The organism is Isoptericola sp. NPDC060185 (assembly GCF_042728595.1).
Classification (GTDB): domain Bacteria; phylum Actinomycetota; class Actinomycetes; order Actinomycetales; family Cellulomonadaceae; genus Isoptericola.
Map to the genome: position 1 here is coordinate 1 of NZ_JBHWYY010000045.1, position 16,404 is coordinate 16,404.

Annotated in this window: 13 protein-coding genes; 6 read left to right on the plus strand and 7 right to left on the minus strand. The window is 73.4% G+C overall.

Annotated elements, in window-relative coordinates; translation table 11 throughout:
• Positions 1-67: 67 nt before the first annotated feature.
• A complete protein-coding gene (locus ACFWDO_RS14395; protein ID WP_079573476.1) occupies positions 68-349 on the minus strand; it encodes an HU family DNA-binding protein in 282 nt (93 codons plus the stop codon).
• Positions 350-577: 228 nt separating this feature from the next.
• The gene (locus ACFWDO_RS14400) at positions 578-1,324 is read right to left on the minus strand and encodes a copper resistance protein CopC (protein WP_380323314.1); all 747 of its coding nucleotides are present in this window, start codon (positions 1,322-1,324) and stop codon (positions 578-580) included.
• 74 nt (positions 1,325-1,398) lie between these two features.
• On the opposite strand from ACFWDO_RS14400, the gene ACFWDO_RS14405 reads away from it, so the two are divergent.
• Together ACFWDO_RS14405 and ACFWDO_RS14410 are read left to right on the plus strand one after the other, a co-directional pair.
• Positions 1,399-3,444 (plus strand): NAD(+) synthase, encoded by a 2,046-nt coding sequence (locus ACFWDO_RS14405; RefSeq protein WP_380323312.1) that lies wholly within the window; start codon positions 1,399-1,401, stop codon positions 3,442-3,444.
• A gap of 99 nt (positions 3,445-3,543) precedes the next feature.
• Positions 3,544-5,298 (plus strand): hypothetical protein, encoded by a 1,755-nt coding sequence (locus ACFWDO_RS14410; RefSeq protein ID WP_380323309.1) that lies wholly within the window; start codon positions 3,544-3,546, stop codon positions 5,296-5,298.
• Between the two features lie 20 nt (positions 5,299-5,318).
• On the opposite strand, the gene ACFWDO_RS14415 is transcribed toward ACFWDO_RS14410, so the two are convergent.
• Positions 5,319-5,906, minus strand: coding sequence for a histidine phosphatase family protein (locus tag ACFWDO_RS14415; RefSeq protein ID WP_380323306.1), 588 nt, complete (start codon positions 5,904-5,906; stop codon positions 5,319-5,321).
• A 124-nt stretch (positions 5,907-6,030) separates the two neighbouring features.
• Between ACFWDO_RS14415 and ACFWDO_RS14420 the strand changes: the two genes are divergently transcribed.
• Complete coding sequence (locus ACFWDO_RS14420; protein WP_380323303.1) at positions 6,031-7,284, plus strand: amidohydrolase; 1,254 nt, start codon at positions 6,031-6,033, stop codon at positions 7,282-7,284.
• A gap of 104 nt (positions 7,285-7,388) precedes the next feature.
• On the opposite strand, the gene ACFWDO_RS14425 is transcribed toward ACFWDO_RS14420, so the two are convergent.
• Complete coding sequence (locus ACFWDO_RS14425; RefSeq protein WP_380323300.1) at positions 7,389-8,795, minus strand: glutamate decarboxylase; 1,407 nt, start codon at positions 8,793-8,795, stop codon at positions 7,389-7,391.
• Between the two features lie 171 nt (positions 8,796-8,966).
• On the opposite strand from ACFWDO_RS14425, the gene ACFWDO_RS14430 reads away from it, so the two are divergent.
• Both ACFWDO_RS14430 and ACFWDO_RS14435 read left to right on the plus strand, forming a co-directional pair.
• Positions 8,967-9,584, plus strand: coding sequence for a TetR/AcrR family transcriptional regulator (locus ACFWDO_RS14430; RefSeq protein WP_380323297.1), 618 nt, complete (start codon positions 8,967-8,969; stop codon positions 9,582-9,584).
• Between the two features lie 90 nt (positions 9,585-9,674).
• Positions 9,675-10,454, plus strand: a complete 780-nt coding sequence (locus tag ACFWDO_RS14435) for a glucose 1-dehydrogenase (RefSeq protein WP_380323295.1) — start codon at positions 9,675-9,677, stop codon at positions 10,452-10,454.
• 3 nt (positions 10,455-10,457) lie between these two features.
• Here ACFWDO_RS14435 and ACFWDO_RS14440 read toward each other — a convergent pair whose 3' ends face one another.
• Together ACFWDO_RS14440 and ACFWDO_RS14445 are read right to left on the minus strand one after the other, a co-directional pair.
• Positions 10,458-12,161: a hypothetical protein gene (locus tag ACFWDO_RS14440; protein ID WP_380323292.1), complete on the minus strand. Its 1,704-nt coding sequence runs from the start codon at positions 12,159-12,161 to the stop codon at positions 10,458-10,460.
• An 86-nt stretch (positions 12,162-12,247) separates the two neighbouring features.
• Positions 12,248-14,236, minus strand: coding sequence for a penicillin-binding transpeptidase domain-containing protein (locus tag ACFWDO_RS14445; RefSeq protein WP_380323289.1), 1,989 nt, complete (start codon positions 14,234-14,236; stop codon positions 12,248-12,250).
• A 38-nt stretch (positions 14,237-14,274) separates the two neighbouring features.
• Here ACFWDO_RS14445 and ACFWDO_RS14450 point away from each other — a divergent pair, with 38 nt between their 5' ends.
• Positions 14,275-15,024, plus strand: a complete 750-nt coding sequence (locus ACFWDO_RS14450; RefSeq protein WP_380323286.1) for a M15 family metallopeptidase — start codon at positions 14,275-14,277, stop codon at positions 15,022-15,024.
• Here the strand turns inward: ACFWDO_RS14450 and ACFWDO_RS14455 are convergent.
• Positions 15,021-16,247: a MalY/PatB family protein gene (locus ACFWDO_RS14455; RefSeq protein WP_380323283.1), complete on the minus strand. Its 1,227-nt coding sequence runs from the start codon at positions 16,245-16,247 to the stop codon at positions 15,021-15,023. The genes ACFWDO_RS14450 and ACFWDO_RS14455 overlap by 4 nt on opposite strands.
• Between the last annotated feature and the right edge of the window lie 157 nt (positions 16,248-16,404).

Genomic DNA, 16,404 nt, shown 5'->3' on the forward strand with positions numbered 1-16,404 from the left:
GGCTCGCGCAGGGCGAGCGGCGGGCCTCCGGGTGGCTGACGCGACGCGGACGTCGGTCAGCGAAGGATCACTTCGCGACGGCCTTCTTCAGCAGCGAGCCGGCGCTGATCTTCACGCCGAAGCCGGCGGGGATCTGGATCTCCTCGCCCGTGCGCGGGTTGCGGCCGGTGCGGGCGGCACGCTCGACGCGCTCGACCGAGAGCAGACCCGTGACCTTGACCGCCTCGCCCTTGGCGAGCGACTCCTCGAGCACAGCCTGGAAGGCGTTGAGGAACTTCTCCGCCTCCGCCTTGCTGAGCTCGGCCTTGCCGGCGATGGCCGAGACCAGCTCGGACTTGTTCAGCGACATGTGCATCCCTTCTCCGGTTCACGACGCACGCGACCCGCGCGTCGTCACGTTCACGATCCCGCCCGGCTCGCGCCGGGGGACCGGGGAACACACTAGGGAACATCCGCGGATTCCTGCGACTTTTCCGCGCGTGGCGTGCCGGACACCCCGATCCGGGAACCTTTCGAGCACGTGATCTGTCGCGCTGTCGGGCCTCGTGGCGGGACAGATCGCCTGCTCGACGGCGCCTCAGTCGCGCGGGCCGCCGTCCCCGGAGTCGTCGTGATCCTCGTCGTGCTCGGCGTCGTGCTCGCCGTCCTGCCAACCCACGGTGTCGCGCCGGCGCACGCGCAGCACGACGGCCGCGGCGACGCCCACCGCGGCGAGCACCGCCACGGGGAACAGCCACGCCGTCGCCCACCCGGCCTCGCCGTCGGCGTCGAGGTCCGCGCCGGGGGTGCCGGACCGGTGCGTGCCGTGGCCGTCGTCGGCGGCCGTGTCGCTGGCCGTGTCGCTGGCCGTGGCGCTGGCCGTGGCGGTGGGCGACGCGGTCGTCGGGGTCGCCGTCGCGCTCGCCGTGTCGGTCGGGGTCGGCGTCGGGCTCGGCGAGGCGGCCGCGACGGTGAACGCGAGGTCGCCCTCGATGGGGTGGCCGTCGGAGGAGACGACGCGCCACGCGACGTCCCACTCGCCGCCGGGCAGGTCGGCGGGCAGCGTCGCGACGACGTCCTCGCCATCCACCGCGACCTGCGCCTTCGTCGTCCCGTCGGGAGTCGTGACGGCCACCTGGGCGCCGGAGTCGAGCATGGCTGCGCTGAACACGAGCGTGAGCGTGGTGGGCGGCTCGGCGACCTTCGCGCCGTCGGCCGGGTCGGACGAGACGAGCCGGTCGTGCGCGGCGGCGGGCTGCGCGACGGCGAGGCCGAGCGCGGGGGCCAGCACGGCGGCGAGCAGGACGACGAGGGCGCGACGACGGCGCGCGGGTCGGGGGTGCACGGCCCGACCCTAGCGACCCACTCGCCCGAGCTGTCAGGGCTCGCGGGGGCGGGCGGCGTTCCTACACTCGGGGGGTGGACTTCACCTCGGCCTACGCCCACGGCTTCGCCCGCGTGGCGGCCTGCACCGTCCCCGTCACCGTCGCCGACCCCCGCGCGAACGCGGCCGCGATCCTCGCCGAGGCGCGCGCGTGCCACGACGACGGCGTCGCGGTCGCCGTCTTCCCGGAGCTGTGCGTCTCCGGCTACGCCATCGACGACCTGCACCTCGCCGACGCGCTCCTGGAGGCGACGTCCGACGCGCTCGCCGCGATCGTCGAGGCCAGCGCCGAGCTGCGCCCGCTGCTCGTGGTCGGGGCGCCGCTCGAGGTCGGGAACCGGCTGCTGAACTGCGCCGTCGTCGTGCAGGGCGGGCGGGTGCTGGGCGTCGCCCCCAAGTCGTACCTGCCGAACTACCGCGAGTTCTACGAGAAGCGCTGGTTCGCTCCCGGCGACGACCGGCGCGGCGCCACGGTCACGCTGCCGTTCGCGGACGGCCCGGTGCCCTTCGGCCCCGACCTGCTGTTCGCCGCCGACGACGTCGCCGGGCTCGTCGTGCACGTCGAGGTGTGCGAGGACCTGTGGGTGCCCGTGCCGCCGTCGGCGGAAGCCGCGCTGGCAGGCGCGACGGTGCTGCTCAACCTGTCCGCCAGCCCCATCACGGTGGCGCGGGCCGAGGACCGGCGGCTCATGGTGCGCTCGGCGTCGCACCGCGGGCTCGCCGCGTACGCCTACGCGGCGGCGCAGGGCGAGTCGAGCACGGACCTGTCGTGGGACGGCCAGACGATGGTCTACGAGGTGGGCGACCTGCTCGCCGAGACCGAGCGCTTCCCCGACGGCGCGCGGCGCTCCGTGGCCGACGTCGACCTCGACCGGCTGCGCCAGGAGCGGCTGCGGCAGGGGTCGTTCGACGACAACCGCCGCGCGCTCGGCTCCCGCGTCGAGGGGTTCCGCACCATCGGGTGGACCGTCGACCCGCCGGCGGGCGACGTCGGCCTGCGCCGCAAGGTGGACCGCTTCCCCTTCGTGCCGGACGACCCGGAGCGCCTCGCCCAGGACTGCTACGAGGCGTACTCGATCCAGGTGGCCGGGCTGGAGCAGCGGCTGCGGTCGATCGGGCAGCCGAAGATCGTCATCGGCGTCTCGGGCGGCCTGGACTCGACGCACGCGCTCATCGTCGCGGCGCGCGCCATGGACCGCCTCGGGCGGCCCCGCAGCGACATCCACGCGATCACGATGCCCGGCTTCGCGACGTCGTCTGCGACGAAGGACCGCGCCACCCGGCTCGCGACGTCGCTGGGCGTGCACTTCGAGGAGCTCGACATCCGGCCCGCGGCCGAGCAGATGCTCCGCGACCTGGGCCACCCGTACGGCGCGGGCGAGAAGGTCTACGACGTCACGTTCGAGAACGTGCAGGCCGGCCTGCGCACCGACTACCTGTTCCGGCTCGCGAACCACCGCGGCGGCATCGTGCTCGGCACCGGCGACCTGTCCGAGCTGGCGCTGGGCTGGTGCACGTACGGCGTGGGCGACCAGATGTCGCACTACGCGGTGAACACCGGCGTGCCGAAGACGCTCATCCAGCACCTCATCCGCTGGGTGGCGGACACCGGCCAGTTCGAGGCGGGCACCAACGCCCTGCTCCTGGAGATCCTGGGGCAGGAGATCTCCCCCGAGCTCGTCCCCGCCGAGGAGGGCGAGGCGCCGCAGTCCACGGAGGCCACCATCGGGCCGTACGCGCTGCAGGACTTCACCCTGTTCTGGACGCTGCGGCACGGGCTGCGGCCGTCCAAGATCGCGTTCCTCGCCTGGCACGCCTGGCGCGACCCCGACGCCGGCGAGTGGCCGCCCAACTTCCCGCACGACGAGCGGTCCGCCTACGACCTGGCCACCATCCGGAAGTGGGAGGTCGTCTTCTTCCGCCGGTACTTCTCGTCGCAGTTCAAGCGCTCCGCGCTGCCCAACGGGCCCAAGGTCTCCCCCGGCGGCACCATGTCGCCGCGCGGCGACTGGCGCATGCCGTCCGACGCGTCGGCCGCCGCCTGGCTCGCCGAGCTGGAGGCGAACGTCCCCCTCGACTAGGAATTCACCCCCGCAGGGACCGGCGAGCGCCGGCGGAGTCGCTACGCTCACCCTGCCGAGCACGACGATCGCGCTCCCGGACAGAGACGACGCGTGCCCATGAGACGACGCCCGACCACGCCCCGGCTCGCAATCGCGAGCCTGCTCGCGCTGATTCTCACCGCGACGCTGCTCGACACCGCTGCCGTGGCCGCGGAAGCCACTTCCGACCCTGCGCCGTTGACCCTCACCGGGCTGCCGGACGTCGCGGCGGGGACGTCCGTCACGCCTCTCGGTGCGGCGTGGTCCACCCCCATGACACTGACGCTCACGGGGGACACGTCGCACGTCGCCAGCCTCGCGCTCAGCTCCGTGCAGGACGACTCGTCGGAGACCCCGAAGCGGTCGTCGGCGGTGGACGCCGTTCCCCCGTTCGAGCTGGACTGGACGCCGTCGCAGCACCACGACCCCGGCCGGATCGGCCTCGCGGTGGACGCCACCCTCGACGACGGGACCGTGGTGCGGGTCGCCGGCCGCACGCTGATCGGCGCGCCGCGACCGACGATCAGCGTGTGGAACGACTTCGCGTCGTCGGACCGATCCCACATGCTCGTCGGGGAGCAGTCCTTCGTCACCTGGAGCGCGGACCTGCCGCCCGACGCTCACTACCGTTCGGCCGTCGCCCGGCTCGATGGCGAGGTCGTCTACAGGTGGTACCCCTGGGGTGAGGCGTCGCCCCAGTCGTACGGGCCCTCGCGAGGCCAGTCCCCTACTCTCGAACAGGCGCGTTTCGCCCGGGGCAGGCACCAGTGGGACGTCACGGTGACGGACTGGGCGGGGTGGACGACGACGGGCTCGACCACGTTCGTCGTCGAGGATCCGCTCGCCTGGTCACCGCTGGTGATCACCACGCCGTCCGGCACGAGAGTCACACCGTCGTCGTGGGTGCTGTCAGGAACGCGACTCCGGGTACGGACGACCCTGTCGGCCTCACCGGCCTGGTCGGACCCGGCCATCGACACCTGGATGATGTGGAGCACCGAGGGGAACGGCGAGAACCACCTCTCCGGGGTCAACACGTCCGACGAGGCGCGCTACGCGTGCCTCGGTTCCGGCGGACGCACCCCATGTGCGTTCCCCCTCGCAGTGGACCGCTCGTGGGAAGCCGACTGGGCGTGGCAGAGCACCGGGACCGTGTACGCCACTGCCAACGGCTCCAACACCTCGCAGGCGGAGGCCACGGCGACCTATCGCCTCTACCCTGCCACGCAGATCGTCGCCGGTGCGGCGAGCGTGGACGTCGTGGACAAGGGCGGCTCTGCCACGCTGCGCGCTCGGCTGGTGCGACGCCAGCCTGGTACGGCGGACGGCAAGGGCCCGAGCTTCACCGGGGAGAAGCTGGTCCTCGAACGACACCAGGCGGGCACGTCGACGTGGACCAGGGTCGGCACCTATACCACCGGCGGGCGCGACCGGGTGGCCACGGCCACCGTCCGCCCCTCGGCCACGACCGTCTACCGGTGGCGGCATGCCGACCGGGTCGCGGTGGCGGGCCCTGCGGTCTCGCGCACGCGCACGGTCAAGGTGCGCCCGGCTGTCACGGTCAAGGTCGTGACGGCAGCACCGAGCGCGCGAAAGCCGGCGACGTTCCGCATGACGTCGTCGGTGCCGGCGAGGGGCGGCACGCTCAGCCTCCAGCGGAGGTCGGGCACGACGTGGAAGACGGTGGGCACCGCCAAGCAGGACTCCACGGGACGTGCGACCGTCAGTGTCAGGCTCCCGGCGGGGCCGGTCCTGCTGCGAGCCGTCGCCTCCGCGACGATCGTCTCCGTCCGCGCGGTCAGCCCGACCCGTACGGTCACGGTCGCTCGATGAACGTCCCCTGACGGAGGCGGTCAGGGGCGCGCGACCGGCCCGAACCCGGTCCAGCGCAGCTCGGACGGCAGGTGCCCCATGTCGTTGGAGAGGACCAGGGACGAGCCGCGGTCGTCGCGGTACTCGATCGTCGTGAGGGACGCGTTGCCGTACGGCAGCCCCAGCCAGCTCTCCGGCGGGGCGGCGAGCGCGTCGCGCACCAGCCACGCGACCTGGAACGCGTGCGTAACCAGCACCTCGTGCGTCTCGACGTCGGCGGGGCGCGCGAACCGGGCGGTGAGCGCGGCGGCCAGGCGGGCGCCGTCGGCGGCCTCGGCACGGTCCTCGTCGTCGAAGAAGCCCGCCCACGCGGGCGGTATCGGGTCGGGCAGGTATGGCACGTGGTCCACGAGCTCGGGCGCCGCGGCGACGGGGACGCCCGGGAGCTCCGCGCCCAGCACCTCGGCGGAGCGCACCGCGCGCGGCAGGGGCGAGTGCCAGACGGCGTCGACGGGCAGGGCGGCCAGACGGCGGCCGGCGAGCGCGACCTGCCGCTCCCCCTCGTCCGTCAGCTCGCCGAACCGGTCCGCCGCGCCGTGGCGCAGCACGTGCAGGTGTCGGGTCGGCATCCGCCGACCGTAGCGCCCGTGCCCGTGCCGAACAGGCAGTTGACACCGGTATGACGCCCGTCGAGCCGCCATCCCGGCGTCAACTGCCTGTTCGGCGCCCGGGGTCGACGGCATGATGGCGGGCATGACCTCTCCCATCCGCACCACCCGCTCGTCCGTCGCGATCACGAACGGCTACGTCGTCCCCGTGGACGGCCTGCCGATCGACGGCGGCACCGTCCTGATCACCGACGGCGTCATCGAGGCCGTGGGGGTGGACGTCGTCGTCCCCGACGGCGTCCGCACGCTCGACGCGGGCGGCCGGTGGGTGCTGCCCGGCTTCGTGGAGGCGCACGGGCACGTGGGCGTGCACGAGGAGGCGGAGGGCTGGGCCGGCGACGACACCAACGAGATGACGGCGCCGGACGGCGCGCACCTGCGCGCCCTGGACGCGATCAACATCGAGGAGGAGGGCTTCCGCGACGCCCTCGCCGGCGGCGTGACGTCGGTCGTCGTGAAGCCGGGCTCGGGCAACCCGATCGGCGGCCAGACGGTCGCGATCAAGACGTGGGGCGGCCGCACCGTCGACGAGCAGGTGATCAGCGAGTCCGTGTCGGTGAAGTCGGCCCTCGGCGAGAACCCCAAGCGCGTGTACGGCGACCAGAAGAAGGCGCCGTCGACCCGCCTGGGCGTGGCCGCCGTCATCCGGCAGGCGTTCCTCGACGCGCAGCACTACGTGGCGCAGCGCGACGCGGCGGAGGCCAAGGGCGAGCCGTTCGCCCGCGACCTCGGCAAGGAGACGCTGGGGCGGGTGCTCGCCGGCGAGCTCGCCTGGGACCAGCACACGCACCGCGCGGACGACATCGCCACCGCGCTGCGCCTGGCGGACGAGTTCGGCTACCGCCTCGTGGTCAACCACGGCACCGACGGCGCCGCCGTCGCCGACGTGCTCGCCGAGCGCGACGTGCCGGTGATCTTCGGGCCCATGCTCACGTCGCGCTCCAAGGTGGAGCTGCGCCACCGCGACATCGGCAACCTCGCCCGCCTCGCGGACGCCGGGGTGCGCGTCGCCATCACGACCGACCACCCGGTGGTGCCGATCAACTTCCTCGTGCACCAGGCGTCGTTCGCGGTGAAGGAGGGCCTGGACCCGCAGGTCGCGCTCGAGGCGCTCACGGTGAACCCGGCGTCGTTCCTCGGCCTCGACGACCGCGTCGGCGCGCTCACGCCCGGGCTCGACGGCGACGTCGTCGTCTGGTCCGGCGACCCGCTCGACGTCGGCTCGCGCGCGGAGCACGTCTTCGTCACCGGCACCGAGGTCTACACGTGGGATGCCGGCGCCGACGGCGGGCGCGGCGCAGGCCGCGTGCGCGAGCGGTCGGAGCGCTTCGCCCGCTGACCTTCGGGCCGCCCGCGCTCTCGCCGAACAGGCAGTTGACACCCTGATGGGGTCGAATCCGACCCCATCACGGTGTCAGGTGCCTGTTCGGCACAGAGCTGGGGTCAGTGGGTGAAGCCGGTGCGCTGACCCTCGGTGGGCATCGGGCCGGTGAGGGCGTCGAGGTAGGCGACCTCCTCCTCGAGGTCGGCGAGGAACGACGCCGCCAGGTCCCGGCTGAGGCCGCTGCGCACGACGACGCGCTGCACGGTGACGTCGGTGAGGTCGTCGGGCATGGGGTACGCCGGCACGAGCCAGCCGCGCGTGCGCAGCCGGTCGGACAGGTGGTACAGGTTCCAGTTCTCCGTGTGCCCCGCCTTCAGGCGCCACGCGAAGACGGGGATGTCGGAGCCGTCGTTCCACAGCTCGAACGCGGGCAGCCTCCCGACGCCGTCGGCGAGGTACCGCGCGACGTCCGACGACGCGTGCTGCACGGCCTCGTAACCGGACCTCCCGAGCCGCAGGAACATGTAGTACTGGAGCAGCACCTGCGCCCCGGGCCGGGAGAAGTTCAGCGCGAGGGTGGGCATGTCGCCGCCCAGGTAGCTCACCCGGAACACGAGGCTCTCGGGCAGGGCCTCCTCGTCGCGCCACACCACCCAGCCGAGCCCTGGGTACACGAGGCCGTACTTGTGCCCGGACGTGTTGATCGACGCGACCCGGTCCACCTGGAAGTCCCACACCAGGTCGGGCTGCACGAACGGCGCGACCATCGCCCCCGACGCGCCGTCCACGTGGATGGGCACGTCCAGCCCGGTGGCCGCCTGGATCCGGTCGAGCGCGGCGGCGATCTCGGTGACCGGCTCGTACATGCCCGTGTACGTGACGCCGAGGATGGCGACGACGCCGATGGTGTCCTCGTCGACGTACGTCGAAAGGTCGTACCCATCGAGCACGCGGTGCTCCTCGCTGATGGGCACGTAGCGCGGCTCGACCTCGAAGTAGTTGCAGAACTTCTCCCAGCACACCTGCACGGCGCTGGACATCACGAGGTTGGGGGTGCCGACGGGCTTGCCGGCGTCGCGCCGCGCCTGCTGCCAGCGCCGCTTGAGCGCGAGCCCGGCGAGCATGCACGCCTCCGAGGAGCCGATCGTCGAGGTGCCCATCGCGTGGCGTGGGTCGGGGGCGTGCCAGAGGTCCGCGAGCATCCGCCAGCAGCGGTCCTCGACCGCCGCCGTGGCCGGGTACTCGTCCTTGTCGATCATGTTCTTGTCGGCGGCCTCGAGGTAGAGGCGGCTGGCGTGGTCGTCCATCCACGTGCCGACGAAGGTGGCGAGGTTGAGCCGCGCGTTGCCGTCGAGCATGGCCTCGTCGTGGACGATCTGGAACGCCGTCTCCGGCAGCGACTCCCCCGCCGGCAGGCGGTCGCGCGGCACCGAGCGCGTCTCCCCGGGCCGAACGAAGACGGGGTTGAGCTCGACGTCCCCGCTGCGGGGGCGGCGGCGGCCGCTCCCTCGGGTCCTGCTGACCATGGCGGTTCCCCTCGTCGGTGGCGGGTGCGGCACGTTCGAGCGTAGGTCGGGCCCGGCGGGCTCACCCGGGCAGCCCGGGTGAAGTGAGTTAGGCGACACGTGTTGCCTAACTGAGCCTCTCCGGCGTAGCGTCGAGAACGTCGAGAACGTCGAACAGCGGAGGTGACGGGCATGGACAAGCGGGTCGAGCGCACCGCGGAGGCCCTGCGCGCCGCCGTCCTCGAGCTGGCCGCGGAGCAGGACGTCGCCGACCTCACCGCGTCGGCCGTCGCCGCCCGCGCCGGCATCAACCGGGCCACGTTCTACGACCACGCCGCCAATCCCGCGGACCTCCTGGCCCGCGTGCTCGGCGCCGAGCTCGACCGCATCCGCGCCGAGTTCGACGCCGACGTCCGGGAGGTCGCCGGCCACGCCACCCACGACGACGCCGAGCACGTCGTCGCCCGCTACACGGGCGCGCTGCAGGCCCACGTCGAGGCGCACCTGCCCGTCTACGAGCGGGCCCTCGAGGGCGGGCTCAGCGCACCGCTCGCGCGGCTGCTCGCCGACCACGTCGCCGGCACCCTCACCGACCACCTCCGCGCCCACCCCGGCCTCATGCCCCTCGACCCGGGCACCCCCGCCGACCAGGCCGACCGCTACGCCCGCGCGTTCGCGACGTACGTCGGGCTCGGCACCGTCGGTGCCCTCGAGGTCTGGCTCAGCGCTCCCCCGCCCCGCGACCCCGGGTTCTTCCCGCGCGTCGCCCACGACGCCCTGCCCGCCTGGTGGACCACGCCGTCCCCCTGACGTCCCCTCCGTCCCGGGACATTCGTGTCCCAGGCGGGCAGGTGCACCCACTCACCACAGCACGGCAGCAGAACCACGAAGGAGGCCGACATGGCCGTCAGCACAGGAAGCCGCGTCCACAACAAGGTCGCGATCATCACCGGGGGCACCGGCGGGATGGGCGTCACCCACGCCCGCGCGCTGGTCGCGGAGGGCGCCAAGGTCGTCGTCGCCGACCTCGACGACGCGAAGGGCGAGGCCCTCGCCGCCGAGCTCAACGGCGACCGCACGGACGTCGCCCGCTACGTCCACCTCGACGTCACCAGCGAGGACGACTGGGCGAAGGCCGTCGCGTTCACGCTGGAGGAGTTCGGCCGCGTCGACGTGCTCGTCAACAACGCAGGCATCGCGAACGGCGGCCCGATCACCGAGTTCGACACCGACGCCTGGCGCCGGATCATCGACATCAACCTCACCGGCGTGTTCCTGGGGATCCGCGCCGTCTCGCCGATCATGGCGAAGGCGGGCTCCGGGTCCATCATCAACATCTCGTCCGTGGAGGGCATGCGCGGCAGTGCCGGCCTGCACGGGTACGTGGCCTCCAAGTTCGGCGTCCGCGGGCTCACCAAGTCCGTCGCGCTGGACCTCGGCCCGTACGGCGTGCGCGTCAACTCCGTGCACCCCGGGTTCATCTCCACGCCCATGACGGCGTCCCTGAACCCCGACGACCTGCTCATCCCGCTGGGCCGCGCCGCCGACCCGGCGGAGGTGTCGCAGATGATCGTCTTCCTTGCCAGCGACGAGTCCAGTTACTCCACCGGCTCCGAGTTCGTCGTCGACGGCGGCCTCATCGCCGGCGTGCCCTCGAAGAAGGGCCACGGCCAGCTCTGACGGTCACATGCTGTCGGCGATGACGGGGCGCGTGTAGTACGGGAAGGTCTTCACCTTGCCGCTGTCCGGGATCCACACCAGGACGGTGGAGGCCTGCTGCTGGTAGAGCAGCGCCCCGGCGTCGCCGTTGACGGCGTCGAACGGCGGGTTCCAGTGCCAACCCGCGTCGTCGTGCTGGACCTTCTGCGTGTGCCGCTGGTCGATCACCGCGTAGGCGCCGCCGTCGGCCGGGACGACGTGCACGCTCTCGTCGTCGAACAGCTCGGAGTCGAGGGACCACGTCGACGGGGAGTCGTCGTCCGCCATGCCTTCCTCGATGCGGCCCACGTAGAGCTCGCGCAGGGCCTTGACGCCGGCGAGGTCGCCCAGCAGCTTCGACTTCTTGCCGGTGCTGACGTAGGCGTTCATGGCCTTGGCGACCTTCTGAGCCTTCGCGAGCTGGGCTTCCGTGGGGTCGGTGGCCGCCTCTGGGAAGTTCTCGACCTCCGACACCGGCACGGAGATGCCACTGCGCACCTTCCACGGCTGGTCCGCGGCCACCTTGACGACGAGGGAGGCGGTCGTGAACTTCGGTTCCTTCTCCTTCGCCGTGTCGTCCTTCGCGTCCTTCTTCTCGTCGGCCGAGCTGGTCGTCTCACCGTGGACGACGGCCCACATCGGGTAGGAGTCGAACGACGGCGACGAGACCCACTCGCCCGTCGTCGTCAGCCGCTCGACGTCGCCCTTCGCCTTCTTCGCGCCCTCCTCCTTGCTCGCGGCCTGGTTGTACCGGGTCCAGTAGAGGTCGCCCTCGAGCGCGACGCCCGTGTCCGCCGTCGACCAGCGCGACGAGTCGTACTTCGGTGCGGCGGCGGCCTTGATCGCCGCGTTGTTGCGCTTGTCGTAACCGGCCCACAGCGCGTCGACGTCGTCGGCCGTGAGGGCGACCTTCCGCTCCTGCCTGGCGGGCATCTCCGCGGGGAGCGTCGGCACGACGGCGCACGCGCCGAGCGGCAGCACCAGCGCCCCCGCACCGACGACGGCGGCGACTCGGCGGGTCGTGGTGCCCGTCGCGGCCCTCTCCCGCGGCTCCTCGGCGTCGTCGGAGGCCGGCTCCGCGTCCGTCGGGTCGACGACGTCGTCCGCCCCGCCGGACCCGCGGGGGCGACGGCGCCGGAGCAGGAACGACGCCGCGGCCAGGAGCGCACCCGCGCCGGCCACGAGGAGGAGGAACCGGAAGGCGCCCGGCACCGTGAACCCGATCGACGCGGTGACGGGTGCCCCGTCGGGCGAGTAGATCAGGAACTGCGGCGCCAGTCCGTCGACCGGGTACGAGAGCGCCTGCTCCCCGGCGCCGGACACGGAGTCGAACCAGTCGATGCCGCGCGGGTCCGGCATCGCGTCCTCGCCGGGGTCCACCGCCCCCGCCAGGGAGCCGATGTTCACCTGGAAGATCCGGAAGGCGTCATGGTCGGCGACGACGTCCGAGACGTCCACCGGGTGGCCGACGCCGACGAAGACCTCGCCCTTCCTGGCCTCGGCGGTCACCCGGACCGCGAGGTTCTCGACGTCCAGCAGCCCGCGCGCCGTGTACGCCGTGCCGGTGGAGAACGTCGTGTCGCCGGCGACGACGGTGTCGTCCGGCCCCACGACCCATGCCGCGGCCGCGCCGACCACGAGCACCAGGCCCCCGACGACGGCCAGCAGGACCCTTCCGACGACGCGCATGAACTCCCCCTCGACGATTGCCGACGAGGGTAGGCGGCCGTTCGAGGGGCGGACAGGATCGCCCGGATGCTGGGACTTGCGCGGGGCTACAGTCCCTCGAGGAACTCCTCCATGAGGGGCCCGGCGGTGTCCGACCCGCGGTGGCCGTCCTCGACGAAGACGGCCACCGCGAGGTCGTCCACGATCGCCAGCATCCACACGTGCTGCTTCGAGCCGTCGCCGTACTGCGCGGTGCCGGTCTTGGCGCCGACGATGCCGGGCACGTCCTGCAGCATGTCGGCGCTGCCCTCGGTGACGACGCCGTGCATCAGCCGGCGCAGCACCTTCGCCTCGTCCTCGCTGACGCCCGGGGTGGACGGCTTCGCCTCGTCCTTCTTCTCGTCGCCGCGCACCAGCACCGGCTCGACGCGCTGACCGGCGGCGACGCTCGCCGCGACCGTCGCCATGCCGAGCGGCGACGCCTGGATCTTGCCCTGGCCGATCATCGACGCCGCGTGCTCGGTCTCCCCGGCCTCGGCCGGCACCGCGCCGAGGAACGCGCCGATGCCCATCGACTCCGCCGCGACCTTCTCGTCGACCAGGCCCAGGTCGGACGCCGCGGTCGCGAGGTCCGACTGCGCGACCTTGTCGCGCTGGCCGATCATCGCGGTGTTGCACGAGTGCGCGAAGGCGGTGCTCAGCGGCACGTTCCCGGTGGCCGACGACGGGTAGCCGGGCACGTTGCCGAAGGAGCGCCCGTCCACCGTGATCGAGGTGGGGCAGGAGACCTTCGTGTCCGGGGTGATCCCCGCGCGCCCGAAGGCGAGCGCGTCGACCACCTTGAACGTGGATCCCGGCGGGTACTGGCCGAGCGTCGCGGTGGACCAACCCTCGCTGCCCGGCCCGCTCGCCGCGGCGAGCACCGCGCCGTCGGACGGCCGGATGGCGACGATGGCGCTGGCCGGGTCGACGTCGTCGAGGACGTCCTCCGCGTGCTCCTGCATGTCCTGGTCGAGCGTGGTCTTCACCGCCGTGCCGTCCACCGCGTCCACGCGGTACAGCTCGCGCTTGGCGTCCTTGTCCTCGGTGGGCTCGCCGTCGAGGCCGACGTCGCCGTCCGCGCCGCCGGCGGGCACGACGCTCACGACGACGCCGGGGTGCCCCGTGAGCTGGTCGTCGTAGGCCGCCTGCATGCCCGAGAGGCCCACCACGTCGCCGGCCTGGATCGCGCCCTTCGACTTCTCGACCACCTCCTGGGTGGCCTCGCCCACCCGGCCCAGGATCGGCTTGGCGAAGGTGCTGGTGGGGCCCAGCTCCTGCTCGTCCTCGATCGCCCGCACGCCGATGATGTCCAGCGCGTCGTCGACCGTGAAGTCCACGCCCGAGTCCTTCTTGCGGATGGTGATCGCCTCGACGAACGCCTTGTCGCCCGCGGCCTCGACCTTGGCGAAGAACTCGTTCGGCTCGAGCCCCACGAGCTGGGCGAGGTCGCGCGCCGCCGACTCCTGACCGAGCCCCTCGACCGCCGTCTTGTCGACCCCGAGGTGCCAGACCCCGCGGGACGTCACCATCGGCTCGTCGTCGCCGTCCAGGAGGTCGCCGCGGTCGGCGTCGAGCGTGGTGACCTTGAGGCGCTCGCCGGGGGCGAGGTCCGGCACCAGCACGTCCGGGCTCCAGGTGGTGCGCCAGGCCCCCTCGCCCTTGCCGCCCTCCGGCGCCGCGTACACGAGGTGGGCCGTGGTCGAGTACGCCCAGGAGAGGTCGCGGCCCAGCGGCCACGCCCAGTCAAGGGTCACGTCCGCCGTCGTCGCGCCGTCCTTCGTGACCACCTTGCCGACGTCCGCGACCTTCACGGTGTGCTCCCGCTCGCCTGCCGAGTCGACCAGCGGCTCCAGCACCTGCGTGAGCTGGGCCTGGGGGTTCACCGACCCGGGCACCTTCAGCGGCACGTCGGCGACGTCGCCGGCGAGCAGCGCGGTCGCGAGCGCCTGTGCCGCGTCGTCGACCGGGGGGACGTCGGGGCCGGAGCAAGCCACCAGGGGCACGGCCACCACAGGGGCCAGGACGGCTGCGAGGGCGAGGCGGTAGCGGCGCACCTTGGCGAGGTTATCGGCTTCCTGGCAGTCTTGACGGCATGTCCCCCCGTGTCCTGGTAACGGTGCTGCATAGATTCTGTGCGGCCTCCGTCGCCGGGGCCGTGGCGGCCCTCGGGGTCGTCGTGCCGGCGGCCGTCGCGGGCGCCGCGATCCCCGTCCCCCGGCCCGACGACGCGATGGTGCTGACCCGCGCGTGGACCCCCGTGGACGACCCCGCCGACCCGCTGGTGCTGGTGAACAAGTCCCGCCCGATCAGCCCGCGCGGCTGGGCCCCCGACGACCTCGTGAAGCCCGACGTCCCCGCCCTCGGCGGCCACGACCGGATGCGACCGCGGGCGGCGCGCGCCCTGGAGCGCCTGGCCGCCGCGGCGGACGACGCCACGGGCCGGACGCTGGTGCTGGCGTCGGCGTTCCGGTCGATGCCGGACCAGCGGCGCCTGTACGCGCGGTACGTCGCCGGGCACGGCAGCGACGACGCGGACACCTTCTCCGCGCGGCCCGGGTTCTCGGAGCACCAGACGGGGCTGGCCGTCGACGTCGCGCAGCAGGGCACGTCGTACCTGCGCTTCGGTCGCACGGAGACCGGCCGCTGGGTGGCGAGGAACGCGTGGCGGTACGGGTTCGTCGTGCGGTACCCGAAGGGCGCGGCCGACGTCACGGGCTACTCGGCCGAACCGTGGCACCTGCGGTACGTGGGGCCCGCCCTCACGACCCGCATGCACCTGGCCGGCATCACCACCCTCGAGGAGGCGTTCGGCGTCGCGTCGGCGCCCGACTACGGACGCTAGGCGAGGGCGCGGCCGAGCCTCTGCACCGCCTCGGTGAGCACCGCCGACGACGTGGCGAGGTTGATCCGCAGCCACCCCGCGCCGCCCGCGCCGAACCGCACGCCGTCGTCGAGGGCGACGCGGCCGCGCTCCAGCACGAGGCCGGCCGCGCCCGCCGCGGGGACGTCGTCGGGCAGGGCCTCACGGACGTCGAGCCACGCCAGGTAGGTCGCGTCCGCGGGCTGGAGGCGCACGGCGGGGGCGTGCTCGGCGAGCAGCTCGCCCACGAGGGCACGGTTGCGGTGCACGCCGGCGAGGAGCGCGTCGAGCCACGGCCCGCCGTCGCGGTAGGCCGCGGCGTGGGCCAGCACGGCGAGGTGGTTGACGGCGTGCCCGGCCTCCTCGGGGATGCGCCGCAGGTCCGCGGCGGCGTCGGGCCCGGCGAGCAGGGTGGCCGCGCGCAGCCCGGCGAGGTTGAACGCCTTCGACGCCGACTGCACGACGATCGCCCGATCCGAGCCCGCCACGGACAGCAGCGGCACGAACGGCGCGGCGCCGGCCGCGACCCGGTCGAACGTGAACGGCGCGTGGATCTCGTCGGCCAGGACCCGCACGCCGTACCGGTCCGCCAGCGCGAGGACCGCCTCGAGCTCGGCACGCGCGTGCGCCGTGCCGGTGGGGTTGTGCGGGTTGCACAGGAGCAGGACGGCGCGCCGCCCCGACCCCGGCCCGGTGCCGTGGGCGGCCGCGCCCGTAGCGCGCGCGAACGCGTCCTCCAGCGTGCCGAGGTCGAGGCGCAGGTCCGCAGTGAGCGGCGCCTCCAGCACCTGGCGGCCCTCGTTCCCCGGGAAGCCGTAGAACGGCGGGTACACCGGCGGCGTGACGACGACGGCGTCCCCGGGCGACGTGAGCACGCGCAGCGCCTCGACGACGGCCACCATGACGTCCGGCATCGTGCGGCTGGACGCGACGTCGGGCGCCCACCCCCACCGCTCCTGCGCGAACGGCGCGAGCGCCTCCGCGTACGTCGTGCCGATGTCGTACCCCGTGTCGCCGACGTCCAGCGCCGCGCGCACCGCGTCCGCGACGCACGGGGCGACGGGCGTGTCCATCTCCGCGACGAACAGCGGCAGCACGTCCGGCGGGTACACCCGCCACTTCACCGACGTGCGGCGGCGCAGGTCGTCCAGGGTGAGCTGCTCCAACGGGTTGTCGACGGCGGTCGTCGTGGTCTCGTGCGTCACGGCTCCCGGTCTACCAGAGCGGACGAGCCCCGACGTAGCGATTCCTCCGCGTCCCGGGCGGGGGCCCGGGGGGATAGCGACGTCACGGCGGCCGGCAGGTCGGCGCGCAGCCCCGTCTCGTATAAACAACAGACGCGGCCGACGAAGGTGCAAGGGT

What these genes read in the sequence shown, in the direction of transcription:
- ACFWDO_RS14395 (WP_079573476.1), bottom strand. Translation starts at nt 349, where the DNA reads ATGTCGCTGAACAAGTCCGAGCTGGTCTCGGCCATCGCCGGCAAGGCC.
- ACFWDO_RS14410 (WP_380323309.1), top strand. Translation starts at nt 3,544, where the DNA reads ATGAGACGACGCCCGACCACGCCCCGGCTCGCAATCGCGAGCCTGCTC.
- ACFWDO_RS14415 (WP_380323306.1), bottom strand. Translation starts at nt 5,906, where the DNA reads ATGCCGACCCGACACCTGCACGTGCTGCGCCACGGCGCGGCGGACCGG.
- ACFWDO_RS14420 (WP_380323303.1), top strand. Translation starts at nt 6,031, where the DNA reads ATGACCTCTCCCATCCGCACCACCCGCTCGTCCGTCGCGATCACGAAC.
- ACFWDO_RS14425 (WP_380323300.1), bottom strand. Translation starts at nt 8,795, where the DNA reads ATGGTCAGCAGGACCCGAGGGAGCGGCCGCCGCCGCCCCCGCAGCGGG.
- ACFWDO_RS14430 (WP_380323297.1), top strand. Translation starts at nt 8,967, where the DNA reads ATGGACAAGCGGGTCGAGCGCACCGCGGAGGCCCTGCGCGCCGCCGTC.
- ACFWDO_RS14435 (WP_380323295.1), top strand. Translation starts at nt 9,675, where the DNA reads ATGGCCGTCAGCACAGGAAGCCGCGTCCACAACAAGGTCGCGATCATC.
- ACFWDO_RS14440 (WP_380323292.1), bottom strand. Translation starts at nt 12,161, where the DNA reads ATGCGCGTCGTCGGAAGGGTCCTGCTGGCCGTCGTCGGGGGCCTGGTG.
- ACFWDO_RS14450 (WP_380323286.1), top strand. Translation starts at nt 14,275, where the DNA reads ATGTCCCCCCGTGTCCTGGTAACGGTGCTGCATAGATTCTGTGCGGCC.